This is a genomic window from Pontibacter rugosus, assembly GCF_042678745.1.
Taxonomy (GTDB): domain Bacteria; phylum Bacteroidota; class Bacteroidia; order Cytophagales; family Hymenobacteraceae; genus Pontibacter; species Pontibacter rugosus.
In genome coordinates, this window is sequence record NZ_JBHTLD010000082.1 from 1 (window position 1) to 19233 (window position 19233).

The 19233-nt window shown below is 48.5% G+C and carries 3 protein-coding genes; all 3 read right to left on the reverse strand.

Going from position 1 to position 19233, the window contains the following annotated elements:
* Positions 1–95 precede the first annotated feature (95 nt).
* Complete coding sequence (locus ACFQ2O_RS10505) at positions 96–947, reverse strand: metallophosphoesterase (RefSeq protein ID WP_377527023.1); 852 nt, start codon at positions 945–947, stop codon at positions 96–98.
* Between the two features lie 270 nt (positions 948–1217).
* Complete coding sequence (locus ACFQ2O_RS10510) at positions 1218–2168, reverse strand: PorP/SprF family type IX secretion system membrane protein (RefSeq protein WP_377527026.1); 951 nt, start codon at positions 2166–2168, stop codon at positions 1218–1220.
* 25 nt (positions 2169–2193) lie between these two features.
* The gene (locus ACFQ2O_RS10515) at positions 2194–19170 is read right to left on the reverse strand and encodes a T9SS type B sorting domain-containing protein (RefSeq protein WP_377527029.1); all 16977 of its coding nucleotides are present in this window, start codon (positions 19168–19170) and stop codon (positions 2194–2196) included.
* Positions 19171–19233 lie beyond the last annotated feature (63 nt).

Below are 19233 nucleotides of genomic sequence, written 5' to 3' on the forward strand. Positions count from 1 at the left end.
GATTTATTTGTGTATAAATGCCTTGTAGTGCTCAGGAAGCGGTTATCTGTCTGAATAATTTACAAATATGCATCTTCTTCTTCAAGCTATTAAAGCTACACTGTATACTTAAATACAGTAACTTCTGCTCTTGCAAAAAAACGCAGCGGTAGGGTAGAGGTGCCAAAGCCTCTTGAAACATAGAGATACGGAGGGCTGTCATTGTACCAGCCGTTTACATAGCTCCCAGATTTGTTTGGTAGTTTTGGCACATATCCGGGCAGCCTTATCTGCCCTCCATGATTATGGCCGGCAAATATATAGCTGATGTTCAGGTGGTCGTCAGCAGCCCTGTTTTGATTTATAACCTTAACCTGCTTCATAGCCGATTCCTGCTGTAAGGGGCTGTGTACTAAAAGTATGTGGTACTCTTCGTTTCCTACATTTACCAAAGCCGCTTCGGTATTGCTTTCGCCTTCTATAAAATCATCCAGGCCTGTCACCATTAACCTGTGGCCTCTTAAAGTATAAGCCTTTGATTCGTTTATCAATAAGTCGCAGTTGTGACGTTGGTATACTTGCTTTAGCTGCTCTATACTTGCATCAGCCCTATAGTCGTTGTTGCCAGGTATGGCTACCTTGGCGGTTGCTGGATTTAGTAAGGTGAAAAACTCTTCCATTGGCTGTAGCTCTCCTGTCGAGTCCAGGGTATCGCCGGTAATCAGAATCAGGTCAGGCTTGAGTTCATTTACTGTGTTAGCCAGTTTATGGTGGTGCGGTAGCAAAGCCTTTTTGAAATGCAGGTCTGTGAGCAGGATAAGCTTCAGTTTGTCTTTGCCTCCCTGCTTACCTATCGTATAGTTTTGGATGTCAAAAAAGTACTTCTCAAGTATAAGCGAATCCAGTAGCACGGCAGCGGCGCTAACCGTGAGGCCTCCTAGTATCCACTTTAAATAGTTTTTTTTCATGTGTTATCAATGTGTCAGGTACTGATGCTTACGTGAAGCATGCCACAGTTGTGCTCCAGGCAGTACATACGTTACTTCAGAAGATAGGCTGAAGTATGTTTTATGCATTTTACTTTTTGGGTAGATTTTTCTTGACAGTTCAAAACTTGCCAAACCGAGCCATACACAAAAGAGCCGTACCTATTGAGGTACGGCTCTTTTGTGTATGGCTTCACTTTACTATTGATAAATTCGTTAGTGCAAATATTATGTTCATAAAAGGCTGATTGTTTATTTAACCCTGAACCCAATCATTATTTCGTGTGAACCTGAGCTGTGGTGCTTGATAGGAGAGACGGTTACATCATAAGAATAGCTTAGTTCATACTGCTCCATGAACTGAAACCCGCAAAGTGCTACCAGGGCGTCTTGGGTTCGATAAGATAAGCCGAGCCATACCTTGTCGTCATTATCTGAGCGGCGCCTGTTATTGAAGTTATAGATACCTTTCACGTTGATGTCAGCTTGCAGTGGGGCAGGGTCTACGTACTTTAAAAGCACCGATGGCGCCACTGTAACATTCTTGTTTACCTCAAAGTTGTACCCCCCTGATATGAAGAGGTGCCGCGCCAGGCGGCTTGGCACTTCAGAATTTTCAAAATCAAATATCTTGTTGCCCAACACTTGAAATAGAGACGCTCCCACAAAAAACTTGTCAGAGTGCAGGTAGCTTCCTACGCTTAAGTCTGGCATAAACGATACTTCGTTGCCACCGTTGGTAACCGGATCACGATCATTCGAGCCATCAGCCAACTGTATTTTACTGGCATTAAAACTATACTGCTGCATACCCGCAAACATACCCGACGACAAATAAACAGAACGAGAAAGGGGTACATGGTAGGCGTAGGAAAGCAGCACCCCCGTGCGGCTTGTTGGCCCTGTTACGTCCTTATATATATAGCCACCAGCCCCATGGAAAGGCTTGCTTCTGGCGCTGCGCCTGCGGTTATCCTGAAACAGGGCAGCTTCTCCGCTCACATAAAAAGTGGAGGGGGCGTCATCAAAGCCAACCCACTGGTTACGATAGCCTGCTTTAATGTTCAGGTTCTTACTATAGCCCGAAACAGCAGGATTAAGCAGGTAATAGTTGGTCATGTACTGGCTATACAGTGCCTTCTGCTGCGCTATGGCAGCAGAAGAAAGCACTATAAGCAAAACGAGTATACTAAATCTTTTCATAAACTTGATTGATAGCGTTTGGGGGTTAGCGCATAATAGTAACAGATCGCTTCATTGGTGCCTGGCCTTCACCGAGCTCGATGATGCAGTAGTAGGTGCCGTCCGGCAGTATCTTGCCGTTAAAGGTGCCGTCCCACTCTCTCTTGTATCCGATAGACTCATAGACAGGACTGCCCCAGCGGTTGTACACCGTTACTTTGCAGCGTGGGTAGAGCAGTTGGAGATTCTTGATCACCCATGTATCATTGATGCCATCACCGTTAGGAGTAAAGCCATTCGGAATTTCAATATCCGTGATTGCCTCGATAGTGAAGGTTACAGTGCTTGTACAGCCAGCTTTGTCTTTTACTGTGAGCGTATGCTCGCCACCACTCAGGTTATTGAACTCCTGCTCTGTGCTAAAGCTGCCATTGTCCAATTGGAAGGTATAAGGACCTACACCGCCCTGTACTTTGGATACCTTGGCACTGCCTGAGTTTTCCTGGCCCAGTGTTTTGGTCAGCGCTTCCACTGATACTTTCAGTTCCTCTGGCTCCTTCACCACTATCTGACCTGAGTTCCACAAGCAGTCTGCAGCGAACCTGGTAACTAAAGTATAAGTACCTGCCGGAAGGTTAGAGAAAAGCGGGCTTTTCTGGAAGGTCTTTCCATTGTCAGTACTATACTCTGTGTCGGCGGTTGCACCTGTTGCCTTGAAGAAGATCTCCCCATCAGAACTGCCGTGGCAGCGAACCATTTTGGCGTACTCGAGTCTGCTGCTTACCTGCGTTACCTCAATCTTCGTAGTGATAGTACAGTTCGCCGCGTCCTTCACCGTTATGGTATGCGAACCTGCGGTTACAGTGCTGAAGCTAGCGGTGCTGCTGAAGTTTCCTCCATCCAGAGAGTAAGTATAAGGAGCGGTGCCACCAGTAACCTGGTCTACTTGAATCATGCCGCTACCTTCGCCACAGCCTAAAGGCGTTACCTTAACCTGAGCAATGGTAAGTGGCGCACTTCCCTGTACTTTAGCTGATTTAGTTACAATGCAACCTTCAGCATCTTTCACAGAAACTTCATAATCACCAGCTGCCAGGTTATTGAAGGTGGTACTGGTCTGGAATGTATTGCCGTTTAGACTATAAGTATAAGGGCTCTTACCTCCGCTAATGTTGCTGATAATAAGCTTTCCGGTTGTGCTGCAGCCAGCAGCAGTAGAGGCTACCGTAAAGGACTTCACACCACCTGTGCTTGTTACTTCTTTTGTGCCGGTAACCGTACAGCCTGCTGCATCGCGTACAGTAACGGTATAGCTTCCTGCCGCCAGGTTCTCAAACACTGTCGATGTCTGGAACTTGTTTCCGTCCAGGCTGTAGGTGTATGGCTTTGTACCGCCTGTAACTGATGCTACCGTTATTGTACCATTGCTGGTTGTGCAGCCCGAGGGAGTAGTGCTGAGGGTGACAGCCTGTGGCGCATTGGTACCAATGCTGACATTGGTGAACGTGCTGCAGTTGTTGGCATCCTTTGCGTATATTTTATAAGAGCCTGGTGCAAGTGCTGTGAAAGTAGTTGCAGCCTGGTAAGTAACTCCGTCTAAAGAGTAAGTATAAGGCGCTGTTCCTCCATCTACACGGCTTACAGTTATACTGCCTGTATTTGCACTGCAGGCTGATGGCGTAGCAGCTACATTCAGCAGAGTTATACCTGCCACATTACCCACAGTAACTTCTTTTGAGGTAGTACAACCATGGACATCTTTTACTACTGCTGTATAGGTTCCGGCTGCTACAGCTTCAAAAGTAGGTGTACTCTGGAAGTTTGTGCCATTGATGGAGTAGCTGAATGGAGCCGTTCCGTCTGTCACTTTTCCGAAGTTTATTTTGCCGTTGCTGTCGCCGCAAGTGGCAGTTGTAGCAGTTACCTCAAGAGCTGTAGGACCTGCTGTACCTTCTACCTCTACCAAGGCGGTGCGCAGGCAGTTGTTAGCATCCTTCGTCGTAACCGTGTAGGTGCCGGCGGCAAGGTTACTGAAGCTGGTAGTTGACTGATAGTTTGCCCCGTCTATACTATAAGCATAAGGAGCAGCGCCACCACTAACGTTAGAGATAGAAATGCTGCCGTTACGGTTTCCGCAGGAAGCAGCCTGTGCCATGGCCGTGAAAGTTGGTCCGCTGGCATTCTCTACCTGTACTTTTTCTGTGTACACACAACCGTTGGCATCCTTTATACTTACCTGGTATTCCCCTGCGGCGAGTGCCGTGAAAGTAGCACCTGTTTGGTAGGCATTACCATCTAGTGAGTAAGTATAAGGTAAGGCACCTTCTTTTACTGAGGATACAGTCAGCTCACCATTACTGTTGCCACAGGTCGCTGCTTTTGCAGTTGCAGTTAAACCTGAAGGTCCAGCCATGTTGCTTACCTCCACTTGTGCTGCATAGGTACAGCCGTTGGCATCTTTCACTGTGATCGTATAAGAGCCAGCCAGCAGCGCAGGGAACGCTGGGTTAACCTGGAATGTAGTGCCATCCTTGCTGTAAGTATAAGGAGCTGTACCACCTGTTACGCCTGTGATAGTCAGCTCCCCATTGCTGGCGCCGCAGGTAGAGGCGGTGGTGATGCTTGTAAAGCTGGTCGGTACGTTTTTGCCAACATTTACTGCTGCAGTTACGGTGCAGCCATTCGCGTCTTTTACTGTTAAAGTATAAGCACCAGAGGCCAAGTTGCTAAACAGTTTTTCAGATTTAAAGCTAGTCCCGTCGATGGAGTAAGTATAAGGAGCCGTGCCGCCTGTTACATCTCCCGCTGTTATTGAGCCGTTGTTGTTGGCACAGGTGACAGGGGTAGATGTTACAGCCACTGCTGATGGTCCTGCAATATTCTCTATTGTGAAGATTTTGCTGAAGGTACATCCGTTGCCGTCTTTCACCGTGATGCGGTGTTCGCCAGCTAGCAGACCTGCAAAGGTTGTAGAGGCTTGGAAGCTAATGCCATCCTTACTGTAAGTATAAGGCGCAACTCCACCAACCGTACCTGTTACTTCCAGCTTACCGTTGGCATTGCCGCAGATAGAAGAGGTACTGTTGGCTGTTAAGCTGGAAGGGCCATTGATGTTTCCGACACTCACCTGCTTGGTAAGCGTACAGCCATTTGCATCCTTCACTTTGATAGAGTACTCGCCGACAGCAATTGAACTGAAGGTGGTAGCACTTTGGAAAGTTGTTCCGTTGATGGAGTAGGTATAAGGTGCTATTCCACCTGTAACCGAACCTACCATGATGCTGCCATTACTGCTGTTGCAAGAGGCAGACTGTGCTGCCAGGTTCACTTCGCTTGGCCCGGAGATGTTCTCTACAGTTACATAGCTCGTAAATAGACAACCATTAGCATCTTTTGCTGTGATAGTATAAGCACCTGCTTGCAGCGCACTGAAACTGGTAGAAGCCTGGAAGGTAACCCCGTCTTTACTGTAAGTATAAGGAGCCGTTCCGCCCGTTACGTTTTCTACTCTTATCACGCCGTTGCTATTGCCACAGGTAGAAGCTTGCGCAACAGCTGTAAAGGCAGGCCCAGACACGTTGGGTACCACAACAGCTTCTGTATAGATACAGCCGTTCGCATCCATGACACGCACCTGGTAAGTACCGGCAGCCAAGGCCGTATATCTTCCTGAAGATTGGAAGGCTGCACCATTCAGGCTATATAAATAAGGAGATGCTCCACCCGTTGTGCCTGTAACCGCTATACCTCCATTTAAATTGCCACAGGTTGTTGCCGTAACAGAGGCTATCAGGTCAGTAGGTCCGTTGGTGTTGTTTACCTGCACCTGATCCGTAAAGGTACAGCCGTTGGCATCTTTCACCGTGATAGTATGAGAGCCAGCCGCTATGCCTGTAAAAGTAGCAGCAGCCTGGAAGGTAACTCCATCCTTGCTATAGGTATAAGGAGCCGTTCCGCCACTTACTCTTGTAATAGTCAGTTCGCCATTGCTTGCGCCACAAGTAGAAGATGTGGTTGTGCTGGTGAAATTGTTAGGGACATTTTTGCCGACAGTAACAGATGTGCTGCTTGTACATCCGTTACTGTCTTTCACCTGCAAGGTGTAGTTGCCAGAAGCAAGACCCGTGAAGGTAATGCCACTCTGGAAATTAGTTCCGGCGATAGAGTATGTATAAGGAGCTGTACCGCCTGTTACCTCACCCGTGCTTATCGAGCCGTTGTTATCAGCACAGGTGGCAGGAGTAGATGATACTGCGACCGCTGAAGGCCCTGCTATGTCTGCAATGTTGAAGGTTTTAACGAAGGTACAGCCATTGGCATCTTTTACCGTGATGGTATGGTCGCCGGCCAGCAAGCCACGGAACGTAGCTGAAGCCTGGAATGTCGTGCCATCTTTGCTGTAAGCGTATGGTAAAGCACCACCTGTTACACCTGATATACTTAGCTCTCCGGTTGCACTTCCGCAAATAGTAGACACTGAATTTGCTATGAAGCCGGTTGGTCCGTTGATGTTTTCGACAATAGTGCTTTTAGCGAACGTACATCCGTTGGCATCCTTCACCGTTATGGTATATTCACCTGCACTTAACCTTCCGAATGACATGGCAGACTGGAAGTCGGTACCATTGATGGAGAAAGTATAAGGAGCCGTTCCATCAGTAACCGCACTTATCACAATTTCGCCGGTTCTGTTGCCACACGTGGAAGCAGTTGTCTGCATGGCCAAGTTGCTAGGGCCAGCCACATCGGTCACGTCTACAGCTTTTGTGCTGCTGCAACCGTTGGCGTCTTTTGCAATGATCGTATAAGAGCTAGCTTTCAGGTTGGCGAAAGTAGTACCAGCCTGGAAGGTTGTACCATCTATACTATAGGTATAAGGGGCAGTGCCTCCCGAAACCTGCGCTATACTTACCGATCCATTGCTGTTGCCACAAGTGCTAGCTTTTGCCGTTGCCGTAAATGCTGGTCCTGCTACATCGTTTAGCTGAACCTTATCAATAAAAGTACAGCCATTCACATCCTTTACCGTTACCTGATACACACCAGCTGCCAGTGCCTTGAAAGTAGCTGAAGACTGATACGGTGAACCGTTCATGCTGTAGGTATAAGGAGCTGTGCCCCCTCTTACAGAAGTAATGGTAAACCTGCCGTTGCTGTCGCCGCAGGTAGAAGAATCAGTTGAGTAAGTAAAGGCTACAGGAACGTTCTTCTCTACTACAAGCTCTCTGCTAAACGTACAGCCGTTGGCGTCTTTCACAGTGAGTGTGTAAGTACCCGAAGCAAGTGCTGTAAAGATATTGCTGTTCTGGAAGTTGGTTCCGTCTAGCGAGTACCTGTATGAAGTTGTTCCGCCTGTTACATCGCTAACAGAAATGCTGCCGTCGTTGTCCGCACAGGTGGCAGGCTGTGTTATAGCCGTAATTGCCGAAGGTCCTGCAATGTCTGTTACGGCAAAGGCTTTTACAAACAAACATTCGTACGCGTCTTTTACATAGAGGCTGTAGTTACCTGCTACCAGTCCTGTAAAAGAGGTAGCTGTCTGGAAGTTTGCACCATCTATACTATACGTATAAGGCATAACTCCGCCGCTAACACCTGTAATATCCAAAGCTCCGTTGCTGGCACCACAAGTGGTTTGTGTTTGTGCTGCAGTAAGCCCAGCAGGCCCGGCTACGTCTGCCACAGTTATTTTCTTGCTTATAGTACAGCCATTGGCATCTTTTATTATTACGAAGTGCTTTCCAGCTAGCACCGTAGCAAAGTTCGCCTCACCCTGGAAGTTGGCACCATCCAGTGAATAAGTGAATGGTGCTGTTCCGCCTTTGATATTATTTACTGTGATGCTGCCGTTGCTGTCACCGCAGGTGGAGGCAGTGGAGGCGAGGCTGAAGTCCGAAGGACCTGCAATGTTCTCCAGCACTACTTTCACTTCGCGTGTACAGCCGTTGGCATCTTTCACAGTTACGGTATAGTTGCCAGCAGCCAGCCTGTTAAAGGTAGTGGCAGACTGGAAGCTAACGCCATCTAGGCTAAATTGGAAAGGAGAAGCAGTGCCTGATATATCAGACAGCACAATACTGCCGTTGCTGTTACCACAGGTAGAAGCTTGCGCTGTTGCCGTAAAGGTAGGAGCAGCCACATCTATAATTTCTACTTCTTCTGTGTATAAGCAGCCATTGGCATCTTTCACACTAACCGTATAAGTAGCTGCAGTAAGGGCAGAGAAACTAGCGCTGCTTTGGAAATTCACACCATCTATAGCATAAGTATAAGGAGTAGTTCCGCTTGTTACCTGATCTATACTTATACTTCCGTTGCTGTTGCCGCAGGTTGTATTTTTGGCAATTGCTATCAGATCTGTTGGGCCGCCTTGGTCATTCACCATCACCTGGTCTGTAAAGATACAGCCATTGGCATCCTTGACGGTGATGTTGTACTTACCGGAAGATAAGGTTGAGAAAGCAGCTGCAGTTTGAAATGTAGAGCCGTTGATACTGTAGGTGTAAGGTGCTGTTCCGCCTGTTACCCTGGTTATACTCAGCTGACCGTCGTTGCTGCCACAGGTTGACGCTACCGTAATACTGGCAAAAGCAGTAGGTATATTTTTGCCCACTCTTACCGATGTGCTAACCGTACAGCCATTCGCATCTTTTGCAGTCAAAGTATAAGTACCACTAGCTAAGGCACCAAAGTTTGTTGATGCTTGGAAGTTAATACCGTCCAGGCTATAAGTATAAGGTGCTGTGCCGCCTGTAACGACACCGGCAGTAATGCTGCCATCATTGTCAGCGCAAGTGGCTGGCAGTGGTGTAGCAGCTATGGCCGATGGTCCAGTGATATTAGAAATGGAGAAAGACTTTGTTAATGTACAGCCGTTCGCATCTTTTACCATCACAACGTGCTGTCCGGCAGCTAATGCGGCGAAGGTTGTTGAGCTTTGGAAAGCACCTCCACCCACACTAAATACGAATGGCGCTGTACCGCCCGTAATACCCGTTACGTCTAACTCACCGTTGCTCGCTCCACAAGTAGAAGATGTGCTGGCTGCAGCAAGGTCAGAAGGGCCTGCAATATTGGTTACAGTTACTTTTTTAGTCACCGTACATCCATTAGCGTCTTTTGCAGTAACTGTGTGCTCGCCAGCTGCTATACCAGTAAAGCTTACAGCTGCTTGGTAAGAACCTCCATCAACCGCATAAGTAAACGGAGCAGTTCCGCCTGTTACCTGACCTATGTTTATACTTCCGTTGCTGTTGCCGCAAGTTGATGTGGTGGTTGTAAATTCAAATGTATCAGGTCCGGCTATGTCATGTACCTGCACTTGCTGCGAGCTGATACAGCCGTTCGCATCTTTGGTAATGATGGTATACGTACCGGCTATCAAGCCATTGAATGTAGTAGCAGCCTGGAAGATATTACCATCTTTGCTGTAAGTATAAGGTGCTACACCTCCCGTTACATTGCTGATGCTGATGCTGCCATTGTTGCTGCCACAGGTGGTGGCTTTGGCCGTAGTGCTAAAATCAGGACCAGCGATGTTGCTTATCTGCACGTTGCCTGTATAAGTACAACCCTTCGCGTCTCTTACAGTTACCTCATAGCTAGCTGCCGGTAGGGCAGAGAATTTAGCTGAAGAACGGAAACTAGCACCGTCGATGCTGTACGCGTAAGGTGCAGCTCCTCCTGTTACACCAGTAATGGTAAAAGAACCGTTGCTGTCGCCGCAGGTAGAAGAAATGGTAGTACTTGTAAAGGCAGTCGGGATGTTTTTACTGACAGTTACCTCTTTAGCAAAGGTACAGCCATTCGCATCTTTCACCGTGATAGTATAAGCGCCAGAGGCCAACCCTGCGAATAGTTGATCTGCTTTGAAGGCCGAGCCATCGAGGCTATAAGTATAAGGAGCTGTGCCGCCCGTTACTGTTCCAAAGGTAATGCTGCCATCATTGTCAGCGCAGGTAGCTGGCATTGTAGTACTTGCTACAGCAGTAGGTCCAGCAATGTTTGTAAGGGTAAATGTTTTAACTAAAGTACAGCCGTTTGCATCTTTTACCGTTATCCGGTGCTGACCAGCAGCCAGCGCTGTGAAGGAAGATGCAGCCTGGAAGTTTACGCCATCTTTGCTGTAAATATAAGGTGCAGTGCCTCCTGTTACAGTTAAAGAGAGTTCTCCGTTGCTGGCGCCACAGGTAGTTGCTTTAGTAGCTGCGCTTAGTGCAGAAGGCCCTGCCAAATCACTTACAGTTACCTTTTTAGAAGTGATACAGCCGTTCGCATCACGTGCTGTTACTGTGTACTCACCAGCTAAAAGATTTTCAAAAGTAGCCTCGCTCTGGAAGTTGTTACCGTTAATAGAGAAAGCAAAGGGTGCAGTTCCGCCTGTTACACCAGTAATTTCTAAGGTGCCGTTGTAGCCGCTACAAGTAGAAGCAGTAGTGGCAAGCATTAAATCACTAGGTCCCGCTACGTTCACCACTGCAACCGCTTTTGTAGAAAGGCAGCCATTGGCATCTTTTACGGTGATGGTATAATTACCCGCCGCTAAGTTGTTAAAGCTTGTGCCGGTTTGGTAGTTGATACCGTCTTTGCTGTAAGTGAACGGAGCAGTGCCACTGGTTATATTGCTGATAACGATGCTGCCGTTGCTGTTAACGCAGGTAGAAGCTTGTGGTACTACCGTGAATATCGGACCGGCCACATCGTTTACCACCACCTCTTCTGTGTAAATACAGCCTTTCACATCTTTCACAGCTACTGTATAAGTGCCTGCTGTAAGTTGACTAAAGGCGTTGGATGTCTGGAAAGCACCTCCGTTGATAGCATATGTATAAGGTGCCGTGTCTCCTGTTACACCTGAAACAACTAACTCTCCATTGCTGCCTCCGCAGGTAGTTGGTTTGACATTTGCAGTTAAATCGGTAGGGCCAGCCACGTTGCTTACCTGCACCTGCGCTGCAAATGTACAGCCGTTGGCATCTTTCACTGTGATCGTATAAGCGCCAGCCAGCAGTGCAGTGAAATTATTGTTAGTCTGGAACACCAAGCCATCCTTACTATAAGTATAAGGAGCCGTGCCGCCGGTTACGCCTGTGATAGTTAACGTACCATTGCTGCTGCCGCAGGTGGAGGCAGTGGTGGTACTTGTAAAGCTGGTAGGTGTGTTTTTGCTGACTCTTACCGAAGTCGAAACAGTACAACCGTTGGCGTCTTTTACTGTAAGCGTATAGGTGCCTGATGCCACTGCATTAAACATGGTTCCTGACTGGAAAGCAGTGCCGTTGATGGAGTAAGCATAAGGAGCTGTGCCGCCTGTAACCGCGCCTGCCGTAATGGTACCGTTATTGTCTGCGCAAGTGGCAGGGGTAGAGGAGGCGACCACAGCTGAAGGACCTGCAATATCTGAGACAGTGAAAGTTTTGAAGAAGGTACAGCCATTGGCATCCTTAACCGTGAACGTATGTGTGCCAGCCAATAATCCTTCAAATACAGTAGAGGCTTGGAATATTGTACCGTTCTTGCTGTACGTATAAGGAGCAACTCCGCCCGTAACACCCGTCATTTCTAACTTACCGTTGGCACTGCCACAGGTGGAGGAAGTGCTGCTGGCTGTAAGGCTGGATGGTCCGTTGATGTTGCCCACTACCACTTGTTTTGCGAAGATACAGCCGTTGGCATCCTTCACCGTAATGGTATACTCACCTGCGTAAACAGCGGCAAAGCTTGTTCCGCTCTGGAAGGTAGTACCGTTGATGGCGTAAGTATAAGGCGCTGTGCCGCCTGTTACTGCACTAACCGAAATGCTGCCGTTGTTGCTGTTGCAGGAAGATGGCTGCGAAGACAGGATCAGGTCAGTTGGCCCTGCCACATTCTCAACTGTTACATAGCTAGTATAGGTACAGCCATTCGCGTCTTTAGCTGTTATGGTATAAGCGCCTGCTGCAAGTGCACTGAAAGTTGTGCTGCTTTGGAAGTTCGTTCCGTCTTTGCTGTACGTGTAAGGTGCAATACCTCCGGTTACAGTGCCTATAAGTATACTGCCGTTGCTGTTGCCGCAAGTAGATGACTTTGTTGTAGCCGTAAACGCTGGACCAGTAACATTCGAAATCACCACCTCTTCTGCATATATACAGCCGTTGGCATCTTTTACGCGCACCTGGTAAGCACCTGCTGCTAAACCTGCATAAGAAGCCGAAGCCTGGAAAGGAGCACCGTTGAGGCTATAACTATAAGGAGCCGTTCCTCTCGTCACACCTGTTACAGTTAAGCTGCCATTGCTGTTGCCGCAGGTAGTAGCGGTAACAGACGCATCTAAATCTGTTGGTCCGGCAATGTTGTTTACCTGCACCTGCTTCGCAAAAGTACAGCCGTTGGCGTCTTTCACCGTGATAGTATAAGTGCCGGGAAGTAGGTTCTGGAATGTTGCTGAAGCCTGGAAGGTAGTGCCGTCCTGGCTATAAGTATAAGGCGCATCTCCACCAGTTACTCCTGTTATAGAAAGTTGCCCGTTATTGCTGCCGCAGGTGGCGGATGTTGTTGTGCTCGTAAAAGCAGTTGGTACGTTCTTACCTACCGTTACCGAAGTGCTAATGGTACAGCCGTTAGCATCTTTTGCAACCAAAGTATAGTTGCCAGAAGCAAGGCCTGAGAAGGTTGTGCTGCTTTGGAAAATGGTGCCGTTGATGGAGTAAGTATGTGGCGCTGTGCCGCCTGTTACTGTTCCGGCCGTAATCTCGCCGTCGTTGTCAGCACAAGTGGCAGGAGCAGAGGAGGCAAGTACAGCAGATGGGCCTGCCATATCAGCCACAGTAAAGGACTTAGCAAAGGTACAGCCGTTCGCGTCTTTTACTGTGATGCTGTGCGAACCTGCCAGCAAACCTGTAAACGTAGCCGATGCCTGGAATGTATTTCCGTCCTTACTATAAGTATAAGGAGCCGTACCTCCGGTTACACCTGTTAGGTATAATTCACCGTTGCTGGCCCCGCAGGTTGATGCTTTTGTTGAAGCAGCTAAGTCAGATGGTCCGGCTATATTAGTAACAACAACTTTTTTAGAAGTGATACAGCCGTTCGCGTCCTTCACCGAGATGGTGTACTCGTTTGCCAGAAGACCGCTGAAAGTGGTGCCTGCCTGGAATGTAGTACCGTTGATGGCGTAAGTATAAGGAGCAGTTCCTCCCGTCACGACACTAACTTTTATACTTCCGTTACTGCTTCCGCATGTAGAGGAGGTCTTTTCAAGTGCCACATCAGATGGGCCAGCTATGTTGGTCACTGCTACGGCTTGTGTAGCTAAACAACCATTGGCATCTTTTATGGTGATCGTATAGTTACCCGCAGCCAGTCCGGTAAAGCTAGTGCCAGTCTGGAAGTTTGTGCCGTCCTTGCTATAAGTGAAAGGAGCTGTTCCCCCTGTTACAGTGCCGATGTTTACACGACCATTGCTGTTGCCACAGGTAGAGGCCTGCGCTGTAACATCAAAGGTTGGACCTGCCATGTTGCTTACCGTTACCTGTTCTGAGTACACACAGCCATTTGCGTCTTTGACGGAGAAGGTATAGTTGCCCGCCAATAGGTTAGAGAAAGTAGCTGAAGTCTGGTAGTTAACTCCGTCCTTGCTGTAAGTATAAGGGCTGATGCCGCCGTTTACAGAGTATAACACTACCTGTCCGTTGGCGTTGCCACAGGTGGATGCCAGTGTTGTTGCTTTTAATCCTGAAGGACCTGCAATATCAGACACCTGCACCAGCTGTGAGAAAGTACAGCCGTTGGCATCTTTCACGCTGATCGCGTGGCTGCCTGCCAGCAATCCGTTTAGTATAGCCGAAGCCTGGAAGTTAGCTCCGTCTTTGCTGTACGTATAAGGAGCCGTTCCGCCAGTTACCGCTGTCACCGTTACCTGTCCATTATTGCTTCCGCAAGTAGAGGCGGTACTGGTACTTGTAAAGGCAGTCGGAACATTCGTGCCAACACGCACTGAAGTAGAGGTGGTACAGCCGTTTGCGTCTTTCGCAGTTAAGGTATACTCTCCTGTTGCTACGCCTGTAAATGTAGTGCTGGTTTGGAATGAGGTACCGTTAATCGAATAAGTGTACGGCGCTGTTCCGCCTGTTACCGTTCCAGCCTCCACACGGCCGTCGTTATTTTTACAGCTGGCTGGGGCAGAAGTAGCGGTTACTGCTGTAGGCCCGGCTATGTCTGTTATGGTAAAGCTTCTAACAAAAGTACAGCCATTGGCATCTTTTACGGTGATGCTGTAATCTCCTGCCAGCAAGCCTGTGAACATAGCCGAGGCCTGGAACGTGGTTCCGTTCTTACTATAGGTATAAGGTGCCGTCCCTCCGATTACTGTTAAGTTGAGTTCTCCGTTGCTAGCTCCGCATGTAGTTGCTTTGGCAGCGGCTGTCAGGCCTGATGGGCCTGCTACATCACCTACTACAGCTTTCTTAGAAGTAACACAACCATTGGCATCTCTTACCGTGATGGTGTATTCACCTGCCAAAAGAGACGTAAAGGAAGTGCCAGTCTGGAAGTTGGTACCGTTGAGTGAGTAAGTATAAGGTGCAGTGCCTCCAGCTACATCGCTTGCCGTAATACGGCCGTTTCTGCTACCGCAGGTAGAGGAGGTCGTGGTGAGTGTTACATCAGATGGTCCAGCTATGTTGGTCACAGCTACGACTTGTGTAGCTAAACAACCATTGGCATCTTTTACAGTGATAGTATAGCTTCCAGCTGCCAGTCCTGTAAAAGTAGTTTCTGTCTGGAAAGTAACACCATCTTTGCTGTAGGTGAATGGAGCTGTGCCGCCTGTTGTGCTGGCTATAGAGATACTGCCGTTACTGTTGCCGCAGGTAGAGGACTGTGCTGTTGCGTTGAAAGCGGGTCCGGCAATGTCTGTTACCGTTATTTGTTTTGCGAACGTACAGCCGTTAGCATCTTTCACCGTGAAGGTATAATTCCCTGCAAGCAGGTTTAGGAAGGTGCCGGATGTTTGGAAAGTAGAACCATCCTTGCTGTACATATAAGGTGCCGTACCACCGACAACATCGCTTAGTACCGCCTGGCCGTTATTGCTGCTACAGGTGGAAGCTTTTGTTGTAGAGGTAAAGTTGGTTGGCCCTGCAATGTTCGTTACCTGTACTTGTCTGGCAGTGGTACAGCCATTGGCATCTTTCACGGTGATGGTGTAAGTGCCCGCTGCTACTGCAGTAAAAGTGGCTGATTCCTGGAAGGTGGTGCCGTTTCTGCTATAGGTATAAGGAGCCGTTCCGCCAGATACAGCTGTTACAGTTAGCTGCCCGTTGCTGCTACCGCAGGTAGAAGAGGTGCTGTTGCTGGTGAAAGCTGTTGGTACATTTGTGCCTATACTTATACTTGTCGTAACTGTACAGCCGTTTGCGTCTTTTGCAGTAAGGGTATAAGTGCCTGTGGCAAGGCCTGCAAAGTTGGTAGCAGTCTGGAAGTTCGTTCCGTTGATGGAGTAGGTATAAGGGGCAGTGCCTCCCGTTACAGTACCTTCCGTAATGCTGCCATCATTGTTTTTGCAGCTGGCTGGTAGGCTGGTTGCTGCTACTGCCGTAGGGCCTGTTATGTTGGTAATAGTATAAGCCTTGGCAAAGGTGCAACCGTTGGCATCTTTTACGGTGATGGTATAATCTCCGGCGGCAAGTGCTGTAAACTTCGTGCCTGCCTGGAAGGTGGTGCCATCTATACTATACGTATAAGGAGCCGTACCGCCAGTGGTGCCTGTAATACTTAATTCACCATTGCTGTTACCGCAAGTGGTGGATTTTGTATTGACAGTCAGGCTATTAGGGCCTGCTACCTCTGTAATGGTGAACGCCTTTGTGACAGCGCAGCTGTTTCCATCGCTAACGGTTACACTGTAAGTGCCAGCCGTTTTTCCGCTAACAGTAGCGGTGGTCTCGCCTGTTATCCACTGATAAGTAAGTGCACCAGTACCTCCGCTTGCATTTACTGTAAGGCTGGCTGTGCTGCCCGCGCAAATGGACGCAGGGCCAGTTATACTTACCTCTAAGGTATAAAATGAGATAAGCACCTCATCGCTGATAGGTGAGCAGGAGCCGTTTCCGGTTGTGGTGAGTTTAAGTTTTACAAATCCATTCTGAAGCTCTTCTGCTGATGGCTTATAAGCTGTGTTTAACGAGGTGGTTCCGTTACGGAAAGTGCCTGTTCCGCCGCTCCACATGCCTCCGGTTGCGCCTGTCACCATGCCTGCCAACGGCACGTCATTAGAAGAACAAACCTGCTGGTCCGGCCCTGCATTTACGCTAAGGTCGTTTACGACGGTAATAGATGTTGAAAACTTCTCACAATCCGGGTAGTTCTCATTTCTGACCTCAAGGTGATACGTTCCGATGGCAGTGGCAACGTAGGAAGGCATTGTAGCTACCACTTTACCATTGCTGTCGGTCCAGAAGTAGTCAAATTTGCCGCTGCCGCCGGTAATGTTGCCTGTTAACACCACTCCGCTAGAGCCCGGGCATATAATGGCAGGATTGGGACCAATGTTTATAACGGGCTTAGGGTAGAAATAAACCCTTAAGGTATCGGAGTAGGGGAGGGTAGCACATTTAGAGGCTTCTGAGTTGCCACTGACCACATAATCCACAAAGGGAGGCGGATTTTCGCCAGGGGTTATACGCGGTGTTGCACAGCCCGTGGTGCAGCTAAGGTAACTATTATACTTGCCTCCACCCGTGATATCTCGCCAGGTAACGGAAGATGGCGTAAACGCAATCGGAGCCTGAAGCGTGGCTGTACAACCAGCCGTAACAGAAGCATCTGCCACCGGAGTATAGGCTGCAATAGACTTTATGCGGAATCTGCTTTTCGCGTTTCCAGGCATACAGATACTCAACATGTGTGGTCCTGTTCCGTCGACACACATAGAGTCTCCAACGGCTACCGCAGGACCACAGTCTACCTGGTACACCATGGAGCCCGAAGGACCGGGACCATCTATAATACTAAACTGTATGCCTCCAGCAAGTTTATCAAGAACTATATTAAACTGTACGCAGTTGTCAGTTGATGGAGCTCCGCAAACTTGTCCGTTCCTGTTGATTAGATCGGACACAAATTCTCCATTTGGCTTTCCTGTTAAGTCAACATCAAACGTAGGTACATTAACAATGGCAACAGTGATGGAGGCAGTTGTGGCGCAACGGCCAAGTGCAACAGTAAGGGTGTAAGTGCCTGCCGCCGCACTGGTTATTTTGCTAATGCTTGGGTTCTGTAAAGTAGAGGTAAAGCCGTTCGGGCCTGTCCAGGAGTAGGTTGCGCCAGGAACCTCTGTGGATGTCAAGTATAAGGTGCTTCCTAAGCCGGGGCTGTTGCTGCTAAGTGTAGGTGTAGCCGGAAGTGGGTTGATAGTTAAATCTGTGCCGTTATCAGTACCAGGCATGCTGGCAGTAACGGCATATACACGGATACGGTACTTCGTGCCGTAGTCGGTGTTGGCAGGTATAACAGCCGTAATGCTGCCGGTGTTGGTGGCTGTGCTGCCGATCTGCACCGGATTTTCAAAGCTACCGTTTGCATCAGAAAGCTCAGCCCTGAAAGTGCCGCCCAGGCTTACATTGGTTTTGTACCTAACTGCTATGGTTTGACCGGCACAGTAAGTGCCGGCAGTTACACTCGTTGTTTCAACGACGGGTATGAGTTTGGAGATAAATATTTCTTCCCCACCTTTGTTAGGGATAGGAATACCACCGAAACTTGTAGTAGTGCCCTGGAAATAACCCGTTACATAGGCATTACGTGCTGCATCAGAGGTAATGCCGAAGCCTCTGTCGTCCGGGACACTGCCTGCTCCAATTGCCCACTGTACGACACCGCTGTTTAAGTAATGTGCCGCGAAAATATCCAGTCCACCTGTTGTCCTTAAATTAATTCCTCCAATAGAGGCTGTATTGCTGAAGCTTCCGGTAAGGTACAGGTTCCCGTTTGTGTCTGCTGATAAGCCGTTCAATTCGTCTGCTCCTGATCCGCCTGCACTTTTAGCCCAAATAGCTGCACCTGTGTTGGCGAATTTTGCCAGGAAGATGTCCTGCCCTCCTGCGCTTGTTATACTATGTGATCCAAAAGCTGCAGTGCCTGCATAGGAACCACCCAAGTATAAGTTGCTGCTGCCGTCAATTGCCAGCGCGTTTACTTTGTCAGCGCTGCTGCCTCCTGCTCGATGGCTCCATATAAGGGTACCACTATTGTCGTAGGCTGCCAGAAAAATATCCTGATTGCCATTGCTGGTGAGGGTTGTGCTGCCGATGGTGGCCGAACCTGAGAAATTACCTGCTAAGTATACATTTCCGTTTCCGTCTACAGCAATACCAGTGCCTTCATCCAATGAACTTCCACCTGCTTTCCTGGCCCAGGCAAAAGTACCGTTGGCATTGAGTTTAGCCACAAAAGCATCCAGACTACCCTGGCTGGTGAGGGTGGTGGTGCCAAATGCTGCGTTGCCCTGGAAACTGCCTGTAACATAGCTGTTGCCGCTGCCATCAACCGTAATGCTATTGCCAATATCAGCCAAAGCGCCACCTGCTCTTGTAGCCCAGCTTACATTTCCATCCTTGTCATACTTGGCTATCAAGATATCACTGGAGCCACTGCTGGTAAGGGTGTTATTACCTAGTGTGGTAGAGTTTGTGAGAGTAGTAACCACATAACTATTGCCAACCGCATCGGTTCTCAAGCCACTGCCAGTTCTGATATTTGTATCAGATATTTTCTTTGCCCAAGCAAATGTGCCGGTGTTACTATACTTGGTTAGATACGTGCCTGTGCCAGCTGTTGCTAAAGTTGTTGAGCCGAACTGAGCGGATGGGTTGGAGTAGTGGCCCAGCACATATAAATTTCCGGCAGCGTCTAGTTGAACAGCTTCTCCGTGATCGTCAGACGTGCCTCCAGCCGTTTTTACCCAATCAATAGATTGACCTACAGAAGCTAGAGAAGAAAAGAATGCAATAAAAATAAGTGCAATAATTGGTAGAACTTTGTTCATATAGTAACCAATGTGATGGATGATGTTTGTAAGCGGATGAACCGGCAACTAGAGGGTTGCCAG

Coding starts and splice junctions, on each gene's coding strand:
- ACFQ2O_RS10510 (WP_377527026.1), bottom strand. CDS start 2,168: ATGAAAAGATTTAGTATACTCGTTTTGCTTATAGTGCTTTCTTCTGCT.
- ACFQ2O_RS10505 (WP_377527023.1), bottom strand. CDS start 947: ATGAAAAAAAACTATTTAAAGTGGATACTAGGAGGCCTCACGGTTAGC.
- ACFQ2O_RS10515 (WP_377527029.1), bottom strand. CDS start 19,170: ATGAACAAAGTTCTACCAATTATTGCACTTATTTTTATTGCATTCTTT.